This window comes from Streptomyces sp. NPDC052910 (genome assembly GCF_055585605.1).
On record NZ_JBVJJR010000004.1, the window covers coordinates 518224 to 538453 of the forward strand.

The 20230-nt window shown below is 70.5% G+C and carries 22 protein-coding genes; 5 read left to right on the top strand and 17 right to left on the bottom strand.

The window, feature by feature from the left end:
* Nucleotides 1-201 precede the first annotated feature (201 nt).
* Nucleotides 202-741: a hypothetical protein gene (locus tag ACZ6X9_RS18665; protein WP_469779067.1), complete on the bottom strand. Its 540-nt coding sequence runs from the start codon at nucleotides 739-741 to the stop codon at nucleotides 202-204.
* A gap of 414 nt (nucleotides 742-1155) precedes the next feature.
* Here ACZ6X9_RS18665 and ACZ6X9_RS18670 point away from each other — a divergent pair, with 414 nt between their 5' ends.
* From ACZ6X9_RS18670 to ACZ6X9_RS18680, 3 genes are all read left to right on the top strand, one after another.
* Nucleotides 1156-1509 carry an SPDY domain-containing protein gene (locus ACZ6X9_RS18670; RefSeq protein ID WP_469779068.1) on the top strand — a complete coding sequence of 118 codons (354 nt, stop codon included), beginning with the start codon at nucleotides 1156-1158 and terminating at the stop codon, nucleotides 1507-1509.
* 129 nt (nucleotides 1510-1638) lie between these two features.
* Complete coding sequence (locus ACZ6X9_RS18675) at nucleotides 1639-1923, top strand: hypothetical protein (RefSeq protein ID WP_469779194.1); 285 nt, start codon at nucleotides 1639-1641, stop codon at nucleotides 1921-1923.
* Nucleotides 1868-2686, top strand: coding sequence for an SPDY domain-containing protein (locus tag ACZ6X9_RS18680; protein ID WP_469779069.1), 819 nt, complete (start codon nucleotides 1868-1870; stop codon nucleotides 2684-2686). Before ACZ6X9_RS18675 ends, ACZ6X9_RS18680 begins: the two co-directional genes overlap by 56 nt.
* Nucleotides 2687-3108: 422 nt before the next feature.
* Here the strand turns inward: ACZ6X9_RS18680 and ACZ6X9_RS18685 are convergent, their stop codons facing one another.
* From ACZ6X9_RS18685 to ACZ6X9_RS18730, 10 genes are all read right to left on the bottom strand, one after another.
* Entirely contained in the window at nucleotides 3109-3315 is a 207-nt protein-coding gene (locus tag ACZ6X9_RS18685; protein WP_469779195.1) for a cold-shock protein, read from the bottom strand.
* Between the two features lie 460 nt (nucleotides 3316-3775).
* On the bottom strand, nucleotides 3776-4216 hold the full coding sequence (locus ACZ6X9_RS18690; protein ID WP_469779070.1) for a hypothetical protein: 441 nt from the start codon (nucleotides 4214-4216) through the stop codon (nucleotides 3776-3778).
* 83 nt (nucleotides 4217-4299) lie between these two features.
* Nucleotides 4300-6030, bottom strand: a complete 1731-nt coding sequence (locus ACZ6X9_RS18695; RefSeq protein ID WP_469779071.1) for a relaxase/mobilization nuclease domain-containing protein — start codon at nucleotides 6028-6030, stop codon at nucleotides 4300-4302.
* The gene (locus ACZ6X9_RS18700; RefSeq protein ID WP_469779072.1) at nucleotides 6027-6548 is read right to left on the bottom strand and encodes a plasmid mobilization protein; all 522 of its coding nucleotides are present in this window, start codon (nucleotides 6546-6548) and stop codon (nucleotides 6027-6029) included. The genes ACZ6X9_RS18695 and ACZ6X9_RS18700 overlap by 4 nt, the downstream gene beginning before the upstream one ends.
* A 137-nt stretch (nucleotides 6549-6685) precedes the next feature.
* Nucleotides 6686-6892, bottom strand: a complete 207-nt coding sequence (locus tag ACZ6X9_RS18705; protein WP_469779073.1) for a hypothetical protein — start codon at nucleotides 6890-6892, stop codon at nucleotides 6686-6688.
* A gap of 128 nt (nucleotides 6893-7020) precedes the next feature.
* The gene (locus ACZ6X9_RS18710; RefSeq protein WP_451418783.1) at nucleotides 7021-7212 is read right to left on the bottom strand and encodes a hypothetical protein; all 192 of its coding nucleotides are present in this window, start codon (nucleotides 7210-7212) and stop codon (nucleotides 7021-7023) included.
* Nucleotides 7209-8780, bottom strand: a complete 1572-nt coding sequence (locus tag ACZ6X9_RS18715) for a DUF2637 domain-containing protein (protein ID WP_469779074.1) — start codon at nucleotides 8778-8780, stop codon at nucleotides 7209-7211. The genes ACZ6X9_RS18710 and ACZ6X9_RS18715 overlap by 4 nt, the downstream gene beginning before the upstream one ends.
* Nucleotides 8777-9415, bottom strand: a complete 639-nt coding sequence (locus tag ACZ6X9_RS18720) for a WhiB family transcriptional regulator (protein WP_469779075.1) — start codon at nucleotides 9413-9415, stop codon at nucleotides 8777-8779. Before ACZ6X9_RS18720 ends, ACZ6X9_RS18715 begins: the two co-directional genes overlap by 4 nt.
* 132 nt (nucleotides 9416-9547) lie before the next feature.
* Nucleotides 9548-10309, bottom strand: a complete 762-nt coding sequence (locus ACZ6X9_RS18725) for an ATP-binding protein (RefSeq protein WP_469779076.1) — start codon at nucleotides 10307-10309, stop codon at nucleotides 9548-9550.
* Nucleotides 10306-11277 carry a hypothetical protein gene (locus tag ACZ6X9_RS18730; protein ID WP_469779077.1) on the bottom strand — a complete coding sequence of 324 codons (972 nt, stop codon included), beginning with the start codon at nucleotides 11275-11277 and terminating at the stop codon, nucleotides 10306-10308. The genes ACZ6X9_RS18725 and ACZ6X9_RS18730 overlap by 4 nt, the downstream gene beginning before the upstream one ends.
* Nucleotides 11278-12342: 1065 nt before the next feature.
* Between ACZ6X9_RS18730 and ACZ6X9_RS18735 the strand changes: the two genes are divergently transcribed.
* Nucleotides 12343-13719: a helix-turn-helix transcriptional regulator gene (locus tag ACZ6X9_RS18735; protein WP_469779078.1), complete on the top strand. Its 1377-nt coding sequence runs from the start codon at nucleotides 12343-12345 to the stop codon at nucleotides 13717-13719.
* Nucleotides 13720-13817: 98 nt separating this feature from the next.
* A complete protein-coding gene (locus tag ACZ6X9_RS18740) occupies nucleotides 13818-14225 on the top strand; it encodes an acyl-CoA thioesterase (protein ID WP_469779079.1) in 408 nt (135 codons plus the stop codon).
* An 89-nt stretch (nucleotides 14226-14314) separates the two neighbouring features.
* On the opposite strand, the gene ACZ6X9_RS18745 is transcribed toward ACZ6X9_RS18740, so the two are convergent.
* The 6 genes from ACZ6X9_RS18745 to ACZ6X9_RS18770 form a co-directional block, all read right to left on the bottom strand.
* The gene (locus ACZ6X9_RS18745) at nucleotides 14315-15358 is read right to left on the bottom strand and encodes a serine hydrolase domain-containing protein (RefSeq protein WP_469779080.1); all 1044 of its coding nucleotides are present in this window, start codon (nucleotides 15356-15358) and stop codon (nucleotides 14315-14317) included.
* A gap of 81 nt (nucleotides 15359-15439) precedes the next feature.
* Nucleotides 15440-16549 (bottom strand): glycosyltransferase family 4 protein, encoded by a 1110-nt coding sequence (locus ACZ6X9_RS18750; protein ID WP_469779081.1) that lies wholly within the window; start codon nucleotides 16547-16549, stop codon nucleotides 15440-15442.
* Nucleotides 16546-17082 (bottom strand): dCTP deaminase, encoded by a 537-nt coding sequence (locus ACZ6X9_RS18755; RefSeq protein WP_469779082.1) that lies wholly within the window; start codon nucleotides 17080-17082, stop codon nucleotides 16546-16548. The genes ACZ6X9_RS18750 and ACZ6X9_RS18755 overlap by 4 nt, the downstream gene beginning before the upstream one ends.
* The gene (gene dcd, locus ACZ6X9_RS18760; protein WP_469779083.1) at nucleotides 17079-17618 is read right to left on the bottom strand and encodes a dCTP deaminase; all 540 of its coding nucleotides are present in this window, start codon (nucleotides 17616-17618) and stop codon (nucleotides 17079-17081) included. Before dcd ends, ACZ6X9_RS18755 begins: the two co-directional genes overlap by 4 nt.
* Nucleotides 17615-18850 (bottom strand): bifunctional UDP-sugar hydrolase/5'-nucleotidase, encoded by a 1236-nt coding sequence (locus ACZ6X9_RS18765; RefSeq protein WP_469779084.1) that lies wholly within the window; start codon nucleotides 18848-18850, stop codon nucleotides 17615-17617. The genes dcd and ACZ6X9_RS18765 overlap by 4 nt, the downstream gene beginning before the upstream one ends.
* Nucleotides 18847-20160: a UDP-N-acetylglucosamine 1-carboxyvinyltransferase gene (locus ACZ6X9_RS18770; protein WP_469779196.1), complete on the bottom strand. Its 1314-nt coding sequence runs from the start codon at nucleotides 20158-20160 to the stop codon at nucleotides 18847-18849. Before ACZ6X9_RS18770 ends, ACZ6X9_RS18765 begins: the two co-directional genes overlap by 4 nt.
* Nucleotides 20161-20230 lie beyond the last annotated feature (70 nt).

The following is a 20230-nucleotide window of genomic DNA, read 5'->3' on the forward strand; positions in this document are numbered from 1 at the left end:
TCTGTGCAAAGTCACACTGCGTAAGGTGGGAATGTTGATTTGATCTGTGGAGGGTCACTTTGTGGCCCGACGGCTGGCCGGCCGGGCTGCGAGCGTGGTGCGACGGTCGTCGAGAGTAATGAGTCTGGCGAGCCCGGAGCGGCTACTTGTTGATCTTGTTGGGAAATCGGCCGATTCCCCAACAAGATCATTTAAGTGCCGTCAACAGGGAACGTTGATGGTGTAGGTGCGCTGGCCCGAGTCGAGGGCCTGGTCGCTCCCCCAGTACGGGCCGACCTGGTGGTAGGTCATGGTGACGCTGTAGGTGCCGCAGGCGGTCGTCGACAGGGAGGCGCTTGCCGAACCGGTCGCGGAGCTCTGCTGGGCGTTGACGCTGTAGCTGTGGCTGGTGCCGCCGACGCTGGCCGCGCCCTTGGCGTCCCAGTTCGCCGGGTAGCTGCTGCTCGCGTTGTACCAGGCGCTGCCCCAGTAGTACTGGACGTTGCGCGTGTTGACGACGGCGGAGACCGCTCCGCTGGAATCGGCCCGCAGGCATAGCTGAACCTCGGCGTACGTGTACTGGCCGTTGCCGTAGAAGCTTTCGGTGGGGCCGCAGTAGGTGCCGGCGGGGGCGGCGGCGCGCTCTTGGGCGGTTGCCGGCGCGGCAAGGGCTGCACCGGCCAGGGCGATGACCGCGGCGCCGGCGCCCAGGGTTGCGGATCGTCTGCGGGCGGGGGTGGTGGTGCGTCCGGTGAGTCGCATGGTTGACCCTCCTGTTCCGCGTGAACGCCCCTGGTCGACAGGGGCATGACCAGGACAGCAGCCCCCTGTTTGGCCGGGTGGTGTTATGTATGCGATTCACTCGGTCGAGTTGAGCTGGGGCACCGACCTCGCGGCCTCCATCACTCACATGGGCACAATCGGACCGTAGCCGGTAGCGGCGCACGCCCGACGGCGGTATGCCGCCGGCGCACCTTCGCACCGCCAGCACGCGTCAGCCCCGCGCACGCGCCGGGCCGGTCCCCGCACTCGATCACACGCCGCGGCCCGATCTGTGGGCTTAGCAGTTCGCCTGGGGCAGACAGGAAAGATCGGGAAACGTCTGGCCAAGGCTCGCAGGGCATGTCAACGTAGACGCCTTCGCAGAAAACCGCAGGTCAGAGAGGTGATTGCGCCGTGACCGAGGATGTAGCCCGTCCCGGATTCTCGACGACCGTCGGCGCGTTGCGACTGCGCCAGTGGCGGCTGGGCCCCGGGCAGCCGGGACTCGTGACGGATCAGTTCGGGACGGAGGACTTCAACCTGATCGTGGACGACCGCGCTGATGTCCACATCGGCAGCAAGGACGGCCGCTTCTACCTCGGCTGGTTCCCCGCCGGCCGGCCCGACACCGACGGCGAGGGCTGGAGGCTGTCCGTCACCGGAACTGCCCAGACGCCCGGCTACCACGTCTCCTTCGATATGGAGACCCCCGCCGAGGTCGTCGCCGCCACCGTGGCCTGCGTCCTGGCCACGTCCCGTCCGTCGTGAGGGCCACCGCGCCCCTCCACGAGCTGCCGCCGCAAACCCGCGACACGTTCGCGAGGGGCGCATGCCCGTGCCTGCCTCATCCAGGATCTCCACCCAGGGAGCAACGAGTTGGACCCGCACACCCCGCAGATGAGGGTCGGCGAGCTGATCGACCGCTTGTCCGCCTGTGACCGCTCGGCGACGGTTCGCCTGGCCGTCAACCCCTTCTTCCCGATGGCCCACCAAGTCGCCGAGGTCGTTGAAGCCCGGGACGAGAGTGGAGAGCCGGTGGTCTTCATCGCCGAGGACGCCGAGGGAGAACAGCCAGGGCACCTCCCGCCCGACGTCGCGGTACGGCTCACCTGGCAGGAACCCGTCGATGCTCCGCGGCGCAGACGACGCGGCACGATCCCTCTCGCCGGCAACGACCAGTGAACTTCCCGACCTTCCGGAGGCGCCCCTGAACCCGCACCCCTCCTCCGACTCACCCGCCCCCGCTTCCGCGGAACCGGCCTACTGGGTCAGCCCCCGCCACCTCGCCGGCGACGACGGTCACCTGGCCGAGCGGATCGGCACCCACCTCACCAGCGCCGGCTGGAGGAACTGGCCCACCGCTCGCGACACCCTGCTCTACCTCAGCCCGGACCAACTCCGCGGCGCCGAGTGGATCCTGGCCAGTTACCCCTTCGAACTCGGCGGGCTGCCCGTGGCCTGGCAAATCTCCGTCCGCACCCACCCCGCCAGCGCCATGACCGCGTGGAACGCCTACTTCACCACCGGCACCCCGCACGAGGCGATAGCCGACTTCCTCCTCGCGCTCGACGTCCGAGCCGAACCCGACACCGGCTTCGACGAGCCCGAGACGGTCCTCGCCGCGCTGACCACCCAGGGGTGGATCCGCGACATCGACCGGCCCACCGTCACCGCCACGGACCCGGCCTTCACCTCCAGCGTCTCCCTCGAGCCCCTGCCCGACCTCGTCCACGACGCCGACCCCCGCCCCGACGTGGCCGGCTGGCAGGCATGGGCGGAACCGGCGTTGGGAGAGAGCTATCTGTGGTGCGCCACCTTCAGCGCCAGCGTCCCGCACGACCTGGTCGCCGCCTTCGCCTCCTCGCTCGCCTCACCGGTGCCCGTGATGCGCCGCACGCTGCCCGAGAGCGCGAGGGGTCGGCTCATCGTCCTCCCGGCCGGCTGACCCCGGTGATCGCCTCGTGGCCCGTACCTCTCAGTGAGCAAGCCTGTCGTGGCCGTATGCGCGGATGCCAGCGATTGGCCTGGGCCTCCTTGGGTGCCTTGTGTAGGTGCGTGTCCGGGGGAGACCTTTTTGGGGCAACCATTAAGCCGCAGGCCCCACGTGGAGGAAAGCCCAGGTGGGGCCGCGCTTCGCCCCGTATCCGCTTTGCGACCTCACGGATCGTGGGTGCTGGTCCTCGCCATGAGGCGGCGCAACCTCAGCCCCGAGCGTTACAAAGCGCTGCATGCCTGCTCGCCGCAGAAAGTAGTTGCCTCCACTGCAGCTTGGAGCGCCACGACCCGGGCGTCCCACCGACGGCGAGCGCATTGTTCAAGCCACTGCTACCCGCATACCGCAAAGCACCAATGACCCGGCCCGCATCCTCAGACAGGACGGATTTGATCGGCCTGTGGACCTCTGTTGCCCTGCACTACCTCGAATTCGACGCGTTGCCCCTCGTCCAGAGACCGGTAACCGGAACTCTGGATCGCGGAATAGTGAAAGAACACCTCGGGGCCCCCACCGTCAACTTCGATGAAGCCGAACCCCTTCTCCGCGTTGAACCACTTCACCGTCCCTTGCTGAGGCATGTGCACACCCTTCTCCTGAACCGAAGCTGATCGCCGCGGCGCCAAGACCATTCCCTTGGCATCCCGCTGGGCTGCCCTCTCTTGGAGATTCGGATCTTTCGGGCATATTATCAACATTCGTGTCGCCCAGCCTGGGGATTCAGAGGCGACTACGACGGTCGTGCCGGTACGGTCAACAGATGTTCGCGCAGAGTGCCGAGGGCAGCGGCGCGGCTGTGGCCGGTCTTGTCGTCCGCACCGTCGTGTGTGTGGGGGGCGGCCGACGCAGACGACGACGCCGCAAGGCATGCGGGGGGAGGGGCGGCTGCTTGAGCAGCCCGGCAGTGTCAGGAGCGTGAGGGCGGTCAGGCCGATGACGGCGGTGGTGGTGTGAAGGCGCATGTACGGCCTCCCGGAGGTGGTGCGGGAGGGCTGGCTGTCGGCCGGATCGCCGTTGGGCTGGCGAGTGGCAGGCGTGGGGTCAGTGGCCGAGGTGCTTGAGGCCGTCTTCGAGGGTGGGGTGCCACCGGTCCATCGGGCCGGAGTTGCGGTTGTACCAGGCCGCGTCGAGCCGGGGCTCGAGCGTCTCGTGGCCGGCGCGGCAGCGCAGCCACACCTCATCGTGGACGCTCAGCAGCACCCAGTCCCGGTACGCGTCGCACTGGGGGCAGGAGCGGACTTCGCCGTCGATGACGAGCGGCTTGTCGAAGCGCATCATCATCCCCGCGATCTCGTCCCGGGACGGCACACGCAGGTCCGGCGGCAGGAAGTCGTCCACCCGCGTGTCCGGAGCCCCGGTGACCGGCCCTCCGGCCGCCGGCGGGGCTTGAGGAAAGGGCGTCGCCGGGAGTGCCCGCAGCAACTCCGTTGCTACCTCCTGGTCTTTGCGGAGCTTTCGTATGGCGCGCTTGCGGCTGAACATCCCGTCTCCCTCACGTCGTCCTCGTGGGCCGCACAGAGCGTGCCCCACCGCTTTGACCTGCTGCAACTCACAAATTCCGTAACTCACCTGCGCCCGCGACGACGTTCGGTGCGGGCCCCGGCGGCACGAGCGGACCGTGGTGCCGGCCGCCCCGCGGCGCCCTGGTCGGACAGGGATGGTGCGGAGGCGTCGGCGGGCAGGTCGGCCATGCGGCGCAGCCGCCACACCAGCACGTCGCTGATGGACTCCGCGGTCTTCAACTCCCGGCGGGCGGCGGCTTGGGCGAGCAGGGTGGTCGGGTCGTGGCCGGCGGCTTCGGCGTCGGCCAGGGTGGCGGCCAGGGCGTACCAGCCGGGCTCGGCGAGCACCTGCTCGGCGAGGTGGGGCAGGGTCGTACGTACGGTGGCCGCGTGCCGCCGTTGCAGGGGCTGGGCGAGGTGGCGGCCCCGCTGGTGGAGGGCGGCCAAGGGAGTTCCGGCGGCGGCCCGGTAGGCGGCGCGCAGGTGTTCGGCGGCCTGGTGGGCGGCGGCGGCCTGCTGGGCGTGTTCCTTCTTCCCGTGCCAGTGGGCGGCGGCGAGTACGAGGAAGAAGGCCATGTCGATCAGCATCGCGGTGGTGGCCCCGTCCTCGCCGCGGCCGAGTGCCGGCCCGCTGTAGACCAGGTCGCGGGCGGCCTGCCGCAGGGCACGGTCGTGGCCGCGCTCCGCCCGTACGTGTGAGCGGGAAGCGCGTTCGAAGACGAAGGCGGCCTCGCGTAGCTGCTTTCGGGTGTGGGCGGCGGAGGTCTTGGCGAGCGCGTCCAGAACCTCGCCGGCCGCCGCGATCTGCGCAGCGACCATGGCGTCGTCACCGTGGTCGATGATCAGTACGGCCTGCCACGCGGCAGTGGCGGCACGACGGCGTGCGTCTGCCGGGCCGGCCGCACCTGTACGAGGTTCCCGGCCCGGCAAGGCGCCGACGGCCTGCTCGGGGGCGGCATTGGCGGACCAGCGTTCGCGGATGCGGGGCAGCGACAGGTCGGGGGCCAGCTTGGACCCCGAGTAGAAGACGGGCTCGCCACCCCTGTTCCGGTCGTCGGGCAGCGCGACGGTGTAACCGAGCAGGTCACCGGAGGGGGCGATGCGCCGCCGGATGAGCAGGCCGGCGGCGGCCAGCCGGTCGAAGAACTCCTCCTCGCCCGTGGCGCCGGCCACGGCGCGACGCACGGCCTCCCGCAGCTCCTCGCGCGGGGCGCGCTCGCGCTGCTGCCGTGCGGCCTTGTGGCGTTCGGCGCTGGTGGGCCGCTGGGCGGCAGTCCCGTCCCCGACGTTGAGCCGCCTGAGACCGGACTCGGCCTCGATGAGGCGGGCTTCGGCCTGGGCGCGGCCCGCGTCGTTGTTCAGGCGGGGCCTGCGGCCGTCCTCACGGACGAGGGTGGCGATAATGTGGATGTGATCGTCGGCGTGGCGGACCGCTGCCCACCGGCAGGCGGCGTCATCGCCGTCGGGAGCGATGCCGGTGGCCGCGACCATGCGCCGGGCGACCTCGCCCCACTGCTCGTCGGACAGCACCGGGTCCTCCGGCGCTGCGCGCACGGACAGGTGCCAGACGTGTTTGGCCGGGCGGCGGCTCTTGGCGAGGGCTTCGACCGGTTGGTCGAGGACTCGTTGGAGGTCGGTGTACGTGGCCTGCGGGTCGCGGCCGGGGTCGGGGACCAGGCTGTCCCAGGCCGCCACGAGGTGGGGGTCGACGTGCTCCTCGTGCGTCCCGGGCCCGTACAGGTAGTAGAGCAGGCCGAGGGTGCGGGTGCCGCGCTTGTGGACTCGGGGAATCATGCGGCGTGGCTCTGGTCGTCCAGGTAGTGCTGGGTGAAGGTCTCGACGCGCTTCGCGGCGCGGTGAACGGCGTCGAGGATGGCGCGGGTGTGCGGCACGTCGGCGCCGGCGTTGGTGGCCTTGGCCACCTGGTTGAGGTTGTTGCCGATCTGGCCGAGGTGCCGCCGCACGGCGAACAGCTCGTTCAGCACGTCGCGTTCGGTGGCGATCTCGGCGGCGGTGCGGTCGAGGTCACGGGCGGCTTTGAGCGCGGCGTGCGCGAGGAAACTGGCGACGCTCATGTGGCAGGCGGACGCGGCGCGGACGAGGAGCTGGTACTCGTCGTCGTTCATGCGGCAACTGGGCTGGCGCACGCGCTTGTTCTCGGCGCGCAGGCGCTCACGCTGGCGCACGTGCGGCTGCGGGGGCGCAGCGTGCGCGCAGTGCGCGGTGTGACAGGTGTGCTGCTGGTCCCCTCCCGGATGCGGTCCGCCCTCGGCCGCATCCCGCTGGACCGGCGCCCCCTGGTGCCGGTCCACTCCCGCCACTCCTGGGGCGGGGGAGGCAAGAGCATTGCTCCCGGCGGGAGCAATGCTCTTGCGATAACTTGCTCGCCCCGAGGTCGAGTTGCGATCCATCTCGCCCGGTGTGGGGGCGGCGGTCGTGTGAGGGTTCGTCATCGGATACGGATCCTGGTCGTGCGGAGTTGGTGCTGGATTTCGGCGGCGAGGTCGACCATCGCGGCCGGTCCGTCGAGGAGGAAGACCGGCGCGTGGGGCGTGTGCTGGACGAGCCACTGGCCGTTCGGGGCCCGGACGGCGGCATGCAGCAGGTGGTAGCGGACCAGGACCTCCGCCCAGGTGCCGGCCTCAGCGTCGCTCACCCTGGTTGTGCGCGGGTGTCGAGGGTGGATGACAGGAACCTTTCGTCACGGGCGGCGGCCCGGCGACGTGCCGGGCCGCCGCCTCCCACCAGGTCAGGAACAGGCCGGTGACCTGCGGCTTTGCGGGCTCAACCGCATTGCAGGCAGCGGTCGACGTGCCGGCTCAGAGCCCGGGCCATGCTCCGCTTCACCGTGAACGCGTTCTTCGCGCTCGTCTTCGCCGGCGCGGTCCCCGGGTTCCGCTCGGCGTAACTGCGAAGGAATCGGATGTCCTGCTCGTATCCGGCCTTGATCCGGGCGAAGCGCTCACAGGTCTTCATCGGGCACTACTCCTCGTCGTGGTGGCGTCGGCCGTCTCGCTGCGCAGGCGCTGCAGGACGGGCGTGAGCCGGTCGTTGCGGATGGCGATGTTCTGGGCGCGCATGATCTGCCGGAGCTGGACGCGGGTGACCTCGCCGTTGCCGTCCCGCTTCAGGACGGCGGGGACATGGGGACGCAGGCGCTGGACGATCTCGTCCTCCGTCAGGGACCGCGAGCGCTTGCCCCCGCTGTTCCGGGCGGAGTCCCTGTTCCCTTCCGCAGATCGATTCCCGGTCCCCGTCCCCGAACCGTCCCCGGTCCTGGCCCCGGTCCCCTTCGTCGAGTGGTCTCCGGCCTCCCTTGCCCCTGCCACGTCGCCGGGGACCGCGTCGGCTTGGTCCCCGCCCTTGCTCATAGGGACCGGGCGGGGACCACCCCCGGTGCGCTCGGCCTCGGGGACCAAGCTGCTCCCTGGCCCGTCCACGAAGTCGTTGGCCGGGCGGGGACCGGGGCAGCCGGTTCCGAGGACCGGTTCAGCCCGGTCCCCGGCGGGCTTGAACCCGGGGACCAAGCCGGTCTTCGTCCGATCACCGGTGGCGCTACGCGTCTCCGGCCCTGTAGCGGCGCCGGCTTCCCCGCTCGTCGGCCCCGTGCCCGCATCCGCTGCGGTGTTCCCGCCGCGTTGGCTGCCGGCCCCGCCTGCGCGGCCGCTCTGCGGAGCGGTGGACACCGATGTGTTCGGCTCCCTGGCCGGCTCGGGGACCACGATGCTGTCCCCGCCCGGCTCAGGGACGGTGTCGCAGTCCGGTCCCCGGTCCCCGGAGGAAGGATGGCGTCGGGCTGCCGTCTGGTCCCCGTCGGCGGGATGATGCCGTGATGCCGTTCGGTCCCCGTGGATGTCGGGGACCGCGGCGCGGTCCCGGTCCCCGGTCGTGATCGGGACGGCGGTCCCGGCTCGCGACCCGGCCTGGTCTCCGACGGGACGGTCCCCAGCCGGGGACTGGTCGGTGCGGGGACCGGCGGCCACGGGGGGGACCGGACGGAGCCGGCGGGTGCGCCGGTCCTCCTCGACGGGTCGTTCGGGGGTGGGGACCGACTGACCTCCATCTCCGTCCCGTCCCGCCGTGGCGTCCCCGACCGGAGCGGGCTGGGGATGGTGGCGGGTGATGAGGATGTACAGGTGGACCGCGCCGGCCAGGGCGAGCGGGGCGAGCGTCGAGAGGATGGCCACGACCGTGTCGCCCAGGCGCAGGCCCTGGTGATCGCTTTGCTGGTTGAGGCGGACGGCGTGCAAGGCGTTGGCCCAGATGCTCGCCGCGGTGGCGGTGCCGAAGAGCGTCCACACGTAGGCGCGGGCGTGCCAGGGTGCGGTGCGGGTGAGGATCAGGGCGCGGACGCCGTAGGCGATGAAGCCGTCGATCACGAGCGGGAAGAGGTAGGTCAGGAATCCGCGGACGTGGATGGCGACGGCCATCTGCTGCAGGGCGTCGTAGCTCAGGGCGCAGCCGGCCGAGCCGAGGGCGACGATGGCCAGGCGGTCCCATGCGCTGACGGGGGCGACGGGCAGGGGAGTGCTGGGGTGGGTCATGCGGCCTTTCCGAGCGCGGTGATCAGGGCGCGGGTGTGCACCTGCCGGGCGACGGGCGAGGAGAGGGATTCGTCCTCGTCGTCGCGGTCGCTCTGGTCGGGGGCGGTGGTCTGCTCGTCCTGGCTGTCGTAGAGGTCCCAGTACCGGTCGCGGTCGGCGACGGCGTGGGCGGCCTCGCGCATCAGGTCGCGGGCGTAGTCCAAGTCGAGCTGGAGGGTGTGGGCCAGGCGTTCGGGGGTCCAGCCCCTCACGTAGGCGTGGCGGGTGACGGCTTGGCGTTCGGCGTCGCTGAGGTGGACGTCGCGGCCGGCGAAAGCGGCGCGGACGCGGGCGTAGTCCAGCCGCTTGCTGACCTTCGCGTGCCAGGGCCGGCGCTCGGCCTCGGTCAACCCGCCCCAGATCCCGTCCTTGATCGTGTTGTCCAGGGCGTGGTTGAAGCAGTCCCGTTTGACCGGGCAGCGGCCGCAGATGGACTTGGCCTCGGCGATGGCCTGGTGGTCCCGCGGCTTGGGGAAGAACAGCTCGTCGGCGTCCTCGGGGGGCATGCCGTGGCACAGGCCACGCACGTGCCAGCTATGGTCGGCGATGCCGCGCAGCGGCGTCGGCGGGGCGTCGTTGGTGATGATGTAGCGCAAGGTGGTCTCCGGTTACGCCTCACGGCCGGCGGGCGGGGGGCATCGCGCGCGACGGGGACGGTGAGGCGGGGCAGGGGGGCGCGAGGCGAGAGGTCGGGGCCGTCGCGCCGGGGTTGGTCGTGGCAGGCGGGATCAGGCGCGCTGGAAGCGGCGGTCCGGGCCGGCGAACTCCAGGGCGACGCACATGCCGGACAAGCGGCTCAGGACGCGGTCGCCGACCTTGTCGCGCAGCACCGGCTGACGGGGGTCCATCGCCGACGTGCGGACCGGGGGCAGGTTGCTGGTGATGATCGTCGGCAGGTGGTTCTGCGCCCGCCAGTTCAGCAGCCGGAAGTTGATCTCCTCGGTCCACTCCGAGCCCTTCGCGGCGCCGAGGTCGTCCAGGAGCAGCAGCGGCACGCGGACGATCCGGCGCAGCAGGTACTCGGGGTCCGCACCGGTGCGGGGCCGCATCTCGGCGTAGAGGTCGGCGGCTGTGGTCGCGTGCCACCGCACGCCGCACCCCGCGGCGGTCAGGGCCCGGATCGCCCCATACGCCTCATGCGTCTTTCCGGCACCGGTGGAGCCCCACAGCAGCAGCGAGGGTCCGTGGGCGACCTGCCGTCGGCCGGTGCTGCCGAAGTGCGGGTGCAGACCGCCGACGTGCGGTGCGACCGCGGTCTCGGCGACGGCGCGCACCCACCGGATCACGTCCGGGTGGGTGGGCATCGCCTCGCGGTAGTCCAGGGGGATGCGGGCCTGCGCCGCCTCCAGGGCGGGGATCGGCCCGGGGGAGTCCGGCACCGGCCCGGTATCGCGGAGGTCGATTCCGCGCTCGGCGAGCTTCGCCGCAAGCCGCGCACGGAGCCGATCGGGCACGGCCGGCTGCGGGTCGGCCAGTCGGGGGCGCGTCACAGGCGGCCTCCGAACGTGGTCGGCTCGGTCGGGTTGAGGTACGGGGTGTAGGAGGAGCGGCTGCCGGCCCAGGGCCCCGCGCCGGAGGCGGACGATGCCGACGGCCCGCCCTGCTCGGACTGGGCGTTGACCACCTCGTTCACCAGGCTCGGCAGAACGCTCGGGTGCAGCCCCCGGGTGCGGAGCCGGTCCAGCGCCGTGCGGATGTCCTGCGCGTCGAAGCGCTCCTCCAGCAGCGTCTTGACCTTGCGCCCGAGGAGCCCGATGACATCCTCCGGCGGGCGGCGGTGGCAGCCTGCCACGTACTCACCCACCAGCGACTTCGCCGATGCCGTGACCGGCGCGGTGCGAGGTGCGGGGGCGCCGGCGCCCCCCAACGGGTTATCTCCTAGATCCCTGTTCCTAGGTCCTAGATCCGGACCGTGAGGGCTCGCTGACGCTTCAGTGAGTCCTGCGTGCATCCTCGGTGAGGACTCACTGAATCCGCTCTGACCTGCGGCTTTCCGACCGTGAGGGATCTCGCGGATCCGGTGGGAGCCCTCAGTGAGACCTCCTTGACCGTTCACCGGGGCGGCCGTGACGGCTTCCTGCAGCCCTGCGGAGGACTCGTCGGACGAGGTGCCGTCGTGACGCGGGCAGGCGGGGTGACGGACGCCGCTGGGCCGGTTGATCTTCTGATGACGGCGCCAGGTGACGATGTGCAGGTAGCGCTTGCCGTCCGCCCCCGCGTACCGGCAGATCAGCCCGACGTCGGCGAGCCGGCTCAGGTCGTCCTCGACCTCCAGCGGCCCGTGCTCCGGGCGCAGGGACCACAGCAGCCCGGCGATGACGGCCGGCTGATCCCGGAAACGACCGTGATCATCGGCCTGAGTCAGCAGACCGAAGAAGGTGCGCTCCGCCGCGACGCTCACGGCGGCGAGGGATTCGGAGGAGAATGCCTCCGGCTTGATGGTGCGGATGCGTGCCATCAGACGACACCCCCGTTCCGATGTCCTGGCTCTCGCCGGGGTGCTGGTCCTCGGCCGGCGTGGCGGTGGGGGAAGCAGGCTGCCGCGCGGGCCGTGTTGTCCGGCCTTTTGCGCAGAGCAGTCGGCATGCGACACTCTCCTTCGAAGTGATGCCGCTCCGGTACGCCCCGTGGAAAGGGCCGGCGCGGTATAGGTGGGTAGATCTCCGGCCCTTGCGCGGGCGGGAGTTCCATTCAGCGTTCGGCGTTCGAGAGTTGCCGCTCTCGGACGCCGTTGCTGTTTGCGGGGGCTACCCGCTTCGGCTGGGCCGTGCGTCGTGCATATCGCTCCGTTCGTCGTCCGCCCGCCGGACTGCATACCCGGCGGGCGGACGACGAACATATGCGGCCTCTGCGCCAAGATCCAGACTTAGCTAAGAAATCCTCCACAGCTCGCTGAGAACCCTCGGCGGCTCCCACGCCTGCGTGGAGAGACAGCCGATGGGCTAGCGATCAGCAGGAAGATCGCCCTGCGCACCTTGGCGATGATCTTCACCCGAGACCCCTGTCTGACATCACAGCGTCCCGTTGAACCGCTGGTCAGAAGGATTTAAGTCAAGCGTTAAGGGACCGTCAATCAAGCCGGTTTGACCGATTTATCCGCGTAGATCGGTTGCATGATGCATGTTGATGAGGTCGCAAGTGACTCACAAGTAGCTTGTCCCGTAAGGGGAATGAGGGGTTCCGGCCGTCCAGCGCGAGGCCCTCGACGAGTGGTCTAGTCCGGCCGTCGGGGGTGCCGACGAAAAACGGCAAGGTTTTGCCGATTTCTCGGCCCGGCCGGCATGGGAGGGCGAGATGTCCGTTTCCAGGTGGTTGGTGTCGAGGTCGCGAGAGATGGTTAAATCCTGAATCACGTCATTCTTGCTGCCAGTTCACTCGCGCCACCCGCGGTCAAGATCATTTGAACCTTGCGTATTGTCTACGGAGACGCGACAGGGTGGGGGCCAGCGAATAACGCTGCCCCCTTTTCTCTTGCCCGAAATCGGGTTTCCCTTGCGGGCTGACGATACGAGAGCGAGGGCTAATGGCCGCACAGGTGCGGACCGACAGCGGTGACAATGCTGTTGGGAAGAAGGGCATCGCTGTACGGGCCGACGGACTCGGCGGTGTTGCGGGTCAGTACATCGGCTTCGGCGCGATGCTGAAACGCTGGCGCAAGGCCGCCGGCCTCACGCAGCCGCCCACCGCGCGGGCTCTGGGCATCGGCGAAAGGACATACCGCAACATCGAGCGCGGTGCGACGCCGCGATTCACCCAGGCCCAGTGCGACTCCCTGGCCGAGGTGCTGAAACTCGATCAGGAAGAGCGCCACGCCCTGCTCCTGCACAACGTTGGCACCTACCTCCGGGCGCCGTCGGAAGGCCGCCAAGAGGTGCAGCCGGCACTGAGGCTGCTCATCGACCGCCAGATGCCCAGCCCCACCTATCTGTGCGACCGCAACTGGAACATCCTCGCGTACAACCAAGCCATGGCTGAACTGTGGCCATGGGTGATGGAGCCGCGGGCCAACCTGATCCGCTGGGCTCTGACGACCGCCGAAGGCCGAGCCACTTACCACGACTGGCACAAGCACGCCACGGTCTTCGTCAGGATGCTCCGCTTCGCGCTCACCACCCACGGCGAGGACGCGGACCTCTTGGAGCTGATCGAGGACGTCCGGAAGAACCCCGATGTCCAGCACATCTGGGAATCGGACGACGACCTCGTCGAACACCGCGACGGGCACGTCTTCCTCGCCACCGTGCCGACCCTGGGCTGGAAGACGATCGAGATCGTCAGCCACGTGGCCTACCCCGCGATCATGCCCGACTGCAAGTTCGTCGTCATGACCTGGGTCGAGGCCGAATCCGACGGCCAGCGGGACGCGCTGGGCGGCGCTCGCAACGCCTGGGCGGACGAGACCCACAATTCAGCGCGCGACCGTGACCGGGCCCAGGAACGGATCGTCGGAGCCGAGCGGCGCCGTGCCGCCGACGTCCGCACCGCTCGCACCGTGGTGGAGAGCGCGGAGCAGGCCGCCGCCCGGGCCGGCGAGGGGGGCGTCCCCCTGCCCGCTCTCAGCCGTCTTGTGGCGTCCGACTGCCGACTGACCCTCTCGCCGACCCGGCGCGACGTGGTCTGGGCCGTGGAGGAGGTGCCTGGAGAGTGGGGTGTCACGCGAGTTTCTCCTGCCACGGTGATCGCGCGCGTACCGCGGGGGGCTCTGTCAGCCGAGGCCCGAGCCGAGTTGAAAGCCCTGACCCGAATCACACTGCCCAGTCCCGGCCAGGCCGCCGTCTCCCGCATCGAACAGCTCCTCACCGAACTCGACGAGGAACAGCGTCTGCTCCGTGAGATTCGGGAGGACCTGTCCGAGCACACCACGGTGCCCGACCTCCGAAGTGTGACCGACCAGATCTGAGCCCGGCGGGGCCTGGTCCTGAGCCAGGCCCCGCCGGTGGGGCGTGACAGACTTTCCGCTGCTGGTCGACTTCTCCGGATCTATGTGAAAAGAGCTTCGTGCACACGTACACCTACTCCTGCCCCCTGCGATGGTCCGACGCCGACGCCAACGGGCACATCAACAATGCGATCTTCCTGCAGTACATGGAGGAGGCGCGCACACGCATGTTCCAGGAAGTGCTCGCCACCGACGAGGAGGGACGTCGGCAGAACGCGTTCGTCGTCGCTCGCGCGACCATCGACTATAAGGTCCCGCTCACCTACCGGGACGAACCCGTCGACGTACACGTCTGGACCGTCAAAAGCGCCGGAGCTTCCTTCGAGCTCGCCTACGAGATCCGCGACGCCGACCGCGTGTACGCGGAAGCTGTGACCATGATCGCTGCGTACAACCTCGACACGGGCCGCCCCCGTCGGTTGTCCGCCGACGAACGGGCCTTCCTGGCGCGGTACAGCAGCTCCTAACGAAGGAGCGCCCTGGCCCTTGTGAGGTCCTCGGCAGTGTTGACCGCCACCCCTCGTCCGCGACGCCGACCATGCGAACCCCGGCGGTGTCAGCCGAAGGCCAGGCGGCGGTACGTGTTGCGGATGTCCGTGAGGGGCTGGCGGTCGCGGGTGTAGTAGAGCTTGTTGGTCAGCAGGATGGCCCAGGTTCCTTGTTTGGGTGAGATCCACATGCCGGTGCCGGTGAAGCCGTAGTGGACGTAGGTGCGGTCGGCGGGGTTGGTGCCGGGGGCGGGGTGCCAGAAGAGGCCGCGGGCCGGTTCGAGGGTGCCGGTCTGGACGGTGAGGGACTCCTCGACCCAGTTCGGTCCGAAGCCGGGTGCCGCGGGGGCGGTGGCGGGGTCGAGCATGTAGCGCAGGAAGCGGGCGAGGTCGTTGAGGACGGAGAAGGTGCCGGCGATGCCGCAGACGCCGCCGAGGAGGCGGGCGGAGAAGTCGTGGGCGATGCCCTTGAGGTGGCGGTCGGTTTCCTCGTCGAGCTCGGTGGGGGCACAGCGGGCGGCCATCTCGGGCGGCAGCGGTCCGAAACGTGTGTGGTTCATGGCGAGCGGCTGCCAGATGCGGGTGTGGGCGAGTTGGTCGAGGCTCTGCCCGGAGAGGTGTTCGGCGAGGTAGCCGAGGATGAGGGCGGCCCGGTCGGTGTATTCAACGGCTTCGCCGGGCGGCCGGTGCAGGGCTTCCTGGAGGACCCCGGCCCGGACGGCCGAAGGGTCGGAGCCGTAGAGATTCTTTAGCTGGGCCCGCAGGGGGATTCCGGCGGTGTGGGTCAGCAACTGCCGGGCGGTGACCTGGCCGAGGGGGTGGCCGGTGACCTCGGTCCAGAAGCCTTCGAGGGGTTCGTCGAGCGGGAGGGAGCCGTCTTCGAAGAGGGCGCCGATGGTGGACCAGACGGCGAGGATCTTGGTGAGGCTGGCGACGTCGAAAACGGTGTCCGGCCTCATGGGCACGTCCGGCTGGGTGGGGTCGAGGACGCCGGCGGTGCCGTCCGCCTTGATGCCCGCCGCGTCGCCGGTGGCCCACACGGCACCGGGGTAGACCTTGGTGCGGACGCCGTCCGCGACAAGCTGCTTGATCTTCTCGGTGCTGTCTGCCATGAACACTCCGATGTCGCGGTGCGGGCCCGCCTGTCAGCGTAGTGACGTGGGCGGGCCCGGGTGGGGAACGCGGCGGGTTGGTCAGCTAATCCGGTGACCGAGTTCGGTCAGGGCCCGGGCGGTGGTGCTGAGCCGGTAGCGGGCCGCGTTGCGGCGTCCGGCCTGCCGGAGGGCGGCCAGCAGTCCGGGGGTGGTGCGGAGCCGATCGATGTCGCGGGCGAGGGCGGCGGGGCGGGTGAAGTCGGTGGCGGTGCCGGAGGCGGCGAGGGTGTCGTTCAGGCCGGGAACGGGCTGGTAGAGGACGGGCAGGCCGCAGGCTTGGGCTTCGAGTGCGACCAGGCCCATGGCTTCGAGGGTGGTGGAGGGCATGACGAGCAGGTCGTGGTGGGCGAAGGCCCGCCACAGTTGCGGCCGGCGGAGCCATCCCTGGTAGCGGATCCTCGCCCCGCACTGGCGTATGACGGGGGCGAGGGTGTGGAACTGGTCCTGCGGGGCGGCGATGCTCAGCTCGGCGCCGGGGACGGCCGCCAGTGCCCGCAGCAGGTTCTCGGCGCCCTTCTCGGGGGTGAGCCGCCCGGCATACAGCAGCCGTAGGTGGCCGCCGGGCTGGTCATGGGGCCGCCGTGGTGGGCGGGCGAGGAGCTGGTCGGGGATGCCCCAGGGGATGTGGTGGATCTTCTTGCGGTCTGTGGTGGGTGAGATCCGCAGAAGGCGGTCGGCCATGGACGGGGTGGGGACGACGATGGCGTCGGCGAGACGGGCGGTCTGGGTCAGCACCTGGTGCTGGTCGTGGTGGGTTTCGGCGAACAGCAGGTCGGTGCCGTGCACGAGCGCGATCCGCGGGTGGCGGGGCAGGGCTTTGATCAGGGCGGGGGTGGCGCCGAAGGTGAGGTGGTGCAGGTGTACCACGCTGATCTGGTCGGGGTCGATCGCCTCGGTCAGGGCCCGCCCGAGAGCGGTGACGTAGCGGTGGAAGGAGGGGCCGTCCAGGCACTTGCCGACGACCGGCAGCAGGCCGAGCCCGGCCGGGCGGCGGGGGCGGCGGCCGAGCGGGGCGAGCATGAACGGCCGGGCCGGCACCAAGGGCTTGGGACCGGTGTACAGGTCGAGGAAAAGTTCGACGCTGCCGCCGGGGCTGCCGGCGGGCAGGTCGAGGGCGGTGGCGACCAGCGGTCCGTCGGCGGGGGTCATCGGGGGCCTCCGGCGAGTTCGGTGTAGAGGCGGGAGATGTCGATGCCCTCGGTGGCCGCGTACTTTCCTCCGGCCCGCTGGTAGCTGGCGCGGTCGCCAGCGGTGGCCAGGAAGATCAGCTTGCCGAAGGTCATCCGCGGGTAGATGCGCACGGGCTTGATGGCGCGGATCTCCAGCGTCCAGCGGATCGCGTGCCCGACGTGGCCCAGGGGGGCCGAGACGTGCACCCAGATGCCCAAACAGCCGGTGGTGCGGTCGCCGTTAAGCATCTGCGCGTATGCCTCGGAGCCGGTCTTTTCGTAGGTGACGCCGAGGTAGAGGACTCCGGGTTCGAGGACGGTTCCGGCCTCGGGGATCGTGGTCTCGGTGAAGGCGGTGGGGCGGGCGGCGTCGAGATGGCCGTCGCAGATCCGCAGGGTCTCGCCCAGGCGCCAGTCGTAGGCGTTCGGGGAGAGCCGGGACGGCTCGAAGGGGTCGATGCGGATGTCGCCGGTGTCGACGGCGGCGGCGATGGCCGCCTTGGTGAGGATCATGAGGCTGCTGCCGGGGCCGGGGCGCGGTCCTGCCAGGCCCGGGAGGCTTGGGGGCCGCGGGCGCCTTGGTACTTGCCCGCGTAGGGGTCCACCGGGCCGGTGGCCACGAAGAACATGATCTGCGCGATCGACATGCCGGGGTAGACCTTCAGGGGGCGGACGGGGGTGAGCATGAGGGTCCACTGGCCGTGGAAGCCGATGTCGCCGATGGGGGCGGTGATCTCGACGAACAGGCCGAGCCGGCCGACGCTGGAGCGGCCGAACAGCAGCGGCACGAGCGCGTCGGAGCCGACCTGCTCGAAGGTGTGGCCGAGGTAGAGCTCGCCGGGCTGGAGGACGTAGCCGTCCTTGCCGATGGCGATGGTCGTCGTGGGGTTGGGACGGTAGGCGTCGATGACGGGCTCGGTGTAGGTGGTCAGGTGGTGGCCGAGGCGGACGTTGTAGCTGTTGGGGTTGACCTGGTCTGCGTCGAAGGGGTTGATCTGCAGGCGGCCGTCGCAGAGCGCGGTGACGATTTCGGGGCCGGTCAGGATCATCGCGGGCGCCTTTCGTGGCAGGGCGGGGTGTCGGTCAGGACGTGGCGGACGGCCTGGCCGAGGGAGAAGCCGGCCCGGTGGGTGCGGCCGCCGAGGAAGTTCTCGGCGAGGTAGCCGGTGGTCAGCACGGTGCGGATTCCGGCCGGCAGCGGGCTGGGGGCGGTGGCGAGCGGGCCGACCCGCTCGGTCAGGTAGGTGATCAGGCCGTCCGGGTCGACGAGGTGGGCGTCGGGGACGGGTGCGTGGGTGAGCTGGTTGGCGAACGGCTCGATGGCCATCAGGTCGCCGAAGGTCAGCACCATGCCCAGCGGCTGGGGCCGCAGGGTGGTGTCGTTGAGGACGACGGCGTCGGCTCCCAGTCCGGAGCGGAGCCGGGCGGCGACTTCTGTGAGGACCTGGTGGCGGTTGGGCACGGTGTGGCGGTAAGTCTCGGCGGTGAGCCCCAAGGGGGCCGCGAGCTTCTCGCGCAGGGCGGCGGCCTGCCGGGCGGCGGGCGCCAGAGACGTCGGCCACGTGGTGTGCGTGGTGGGGAAGGTGCAGGTGTGGGCGGCCCAGCCGGCGCCGGCCGGTTCGGCGAGGGCGTATCCGGCGCCGAGCTCCTTGCCCTTGACGACGAGGGTGTTGCCGACCGGTTCGGGCGCGTAGTGGTCGCTGTGGCAGTGCCCGGCGAAGACGATGTCCAGGAACGGGCACTCGGCCGCCAGGGCCAGGTCGCCTATGAATCCGCAATGCGAGAGCAGCACCCAGGAGTCGGCCTGGTGATGATGGGCCAGCAGTACCTCCCGCACCGCTCGCACCGGGTCGGTGACCCGGTGGCCGCGTCGTTGGCGGGCTGGGATGTCGCCGAAGGCGTCGGGGCCGATGACGGCGGTGACCGCGACCCTCCGGCCGCCGACGCGGAAGATCCGCAGGCGGTCGAACAGCGGCTGTCCGCTGGCGTCGTCGACGGCGTTCGCGCAGACGGTCAGCGGGTGCAGGTCCGGCTCGAAGTGGTGGAGCCAGCCGTGATTGCCGGGGGCCAGGACGTCGTACAGCTCGGTCAGGACGGCCCGTTCGATGGTGCCGCCGCCGAGCCGGTAGTAGCCGCTGCCCTCGAAGAAGTCGCCGCAGTCGGCGATCAGCGAGGTGGGCCGTATCCGGTCCAGGTGGTCGAGCATGCCGGGGGCCTGGTCGATGGCGGAGTGGAAGTCGGTCGTGGCCACGATCCGCTCCAGCACCCTCCTGGCGGTCACCGGGCGAGGGGGGTGAGGTCGGCTCCGAGCGTGCGGAGCTTGGCCGGCAGGTCCGCGTGTCCGCGTCGTAGCTGGTCCAGGCCGGTCAGGGTGGTGACGCCCCGGGCGGCCAGGGCGGCGATCAGCAAGGCGGAGCCGGTGCGGATATCGGTGGCCTGCACCGTCGCGCCGGTCAGCCGCTGGGGTCCGGTCAGACGGCACTGGGTCGGCGACAGCGCCTCGATGCGGGCCCCGAACCGGGCGAGCTGGCCCAGGAGGTTGCCGTGGCGGCCGGGATTGATGGAGTCACCGACCAGATGGGTGCCCGGCAGGCCAAGGGCCAGGGCCATCAGGGCCGGTTCGAAGTCGGCGTCCAGACCGTTCGGAGCCAGGGAGGCGATCGCCCGCAGCGGGCGGCCGGTCAGATGGGCAGGGTGCACGGTGATCGCGCCGGGGTCGGTGGTGACCGGGATGCCGGCCTGGGTCAATACGTCGGCTAGCAGCCGGACGTCGGCCCCGTGCAGCCCCTCGATCCGTCCGGCGCCGCCGGTGGCCGCGATGGCACAGGCGAGAGTGCCGGCCTCGATCTTGTCCCCGGGCACCCACCAGGTCAGGCTGCCCGGCGCGGACTTCGGCAGGGGGCCGATGGTGATCTTCTCCTCGCTGACGCGAACCTCCCAGCCGGCTTCCTGCAAGGCGGCCAGGAGGGTGGTCGTCTCGGGCGAAAGATTCGGGTTGCCCAGGACCAGGCGGCATCCGGCGACGACGGCCCGCAACACGGCGGCAATCGTCGCCCCGCGCGAGCGGAACGGCAGGCCGAGCATGACCGTGCCGGGTGTCCGAGTGGAAGCGGTGACGTGGTAGTGCTGGTCGTCGGCCTGAACGGTGTCGCCGAACGTCTCGTACACGCGGAAGTGCTCGCCCATGCCCCGTTCGCCGATCGGGCAGCCGCCGGGCCACGGCAGCCTCGCCGAGCCGTAGGCGGCCAGCAGGGCCGGCACGAGGTAGTAAGACGCTCGGATGTGGGCGGCGGCAGCCAGATCGGGGGCCTCCTGCCCGGTGGCGCCGGGCCACAGGATCAGGCTCTCGGGCTCGCCCACCGGGTACGAGACGCGGAAGCCGATCTCCTGGAGCAAGGTCAGCATCATCTGCACATCCGTGCTGCCGGGGACGTTGCCGAGCTTCACGTGCCGCCTGGTGGCTGCCGCGGCGGCCACCAGCGGCAGGCAGGCGTTCTTCGAGCCGTCCACGCTCACGATGCCGGACAGCGGGCCGCCGGGACGGACGGCCAGCGCGTGCGCGCTGAACGCGGCCGGGGAAGTTGCGGGCAGGGGTGTCACAAAGCCTCCTGAAGTAGTAGGGGTGCCGGGGATGTCTTTCGGACGGGCCCGGCCCACCGGG

Coding starts and splice junctions, on each gene's coding strand:
- ACZ6X9_RS18665 (WP_469779067.1), bottom strand. CDS start 741: ATGCGACTCACCGGACGCACCACCACCCCCGCCCGCAGACGATCCGCA.
- ACZ6X9_RS18675 (WP_469779194.1), top strand. CDS start 1,639: ATGAGGGTCGGCGAGCTGATCGACCGCTTGTCCGCCTGTGACCGCTCG.
- ACZ6X9_RS18680 (WP_469779069.1), top strand. CDS start 1,868: ATGCTCCGCGGCGCAGACGACGCGGCACGATCCCTCTCGCCGGCAACG.
- ACZ6X9_RS18685 (WP_469779195.1), bottom strand. CDS start 3,315: ATGCCTCAGCAAGGGACGGTGAAGTGGTTCAACGCGGAGAAGGGGTTC.
- ACZ6X9_RS18690 (WP_469779070.1), bottom strand. CDS start 4,216: ATGTTCAGCCGCAAGCGCGCCATACGAAAGCTCCGCAAAGACCAGGAG.
- ACZ6X9_RS18695 (WP_469779071.1), bottom strand. CDS start 6,030: ATGATTCCCCGAGTCCACAAGCGCGGCACCCGCACCCTCGGCCTGCTC.
- ACZ6X9_RS18710 (WP_451418783.1), bottom strand. CDS start 7,212: ATGAAGACCTGTGAGCGCTTCGCCCGGATCAAGGCCGGATACGAGCAG.
- ACZ6X9_RS18715 (WP_469779074.1), bottom strand. CDS start 8,780: ATGACCCACCCCAGCACTCCCCTGCCCGTCGCCCCCGTCAGCGCATGG.
- ACZ6X9_RS18730 (WP_469779077.1), bottom strand. CDS start 11,277: ATGGCACGCATCCGCACCATCAAGCCGGAGGCATTCTCCTCCGAATCC.
- ACZ6X9_RS18735 (WP_469779078.1), top strand. CDS start 12,343: ATGGCCGCACAGGTGCGGACCGACAGCGGTGACAATGCTGTTGGGAAG.
- ACZ6X9_RS18745 (WP_469779080.1), bottom strand. CDS start 15,358: ATGGCAGACAGCACCGAGAAGATCAAGCAGCTTGTCGCGGACGGCGTC.
- ACZ6X9_RS18750 (WP_469779081.1), bottom strand. CDS start 16,549: ATGACCCCCGCCGACGGACCGCTGGTCGCCACCGCCCTCGACCTGCCC.
- ACZ6X9_RS18755 (WP_469779082.1), bottom strand. CDS start 17,082: ATGATCCTCACCAAGGCGGCCATCGCCGCCGCCGTCGACACCGGCGAC.
- dcd (WP_469779083.1), bottom strand. CDS start 17,618: ATGATCCTGACCGGCCCCGAAATCGTCACCGCGCTCTGCGACGGCCGC.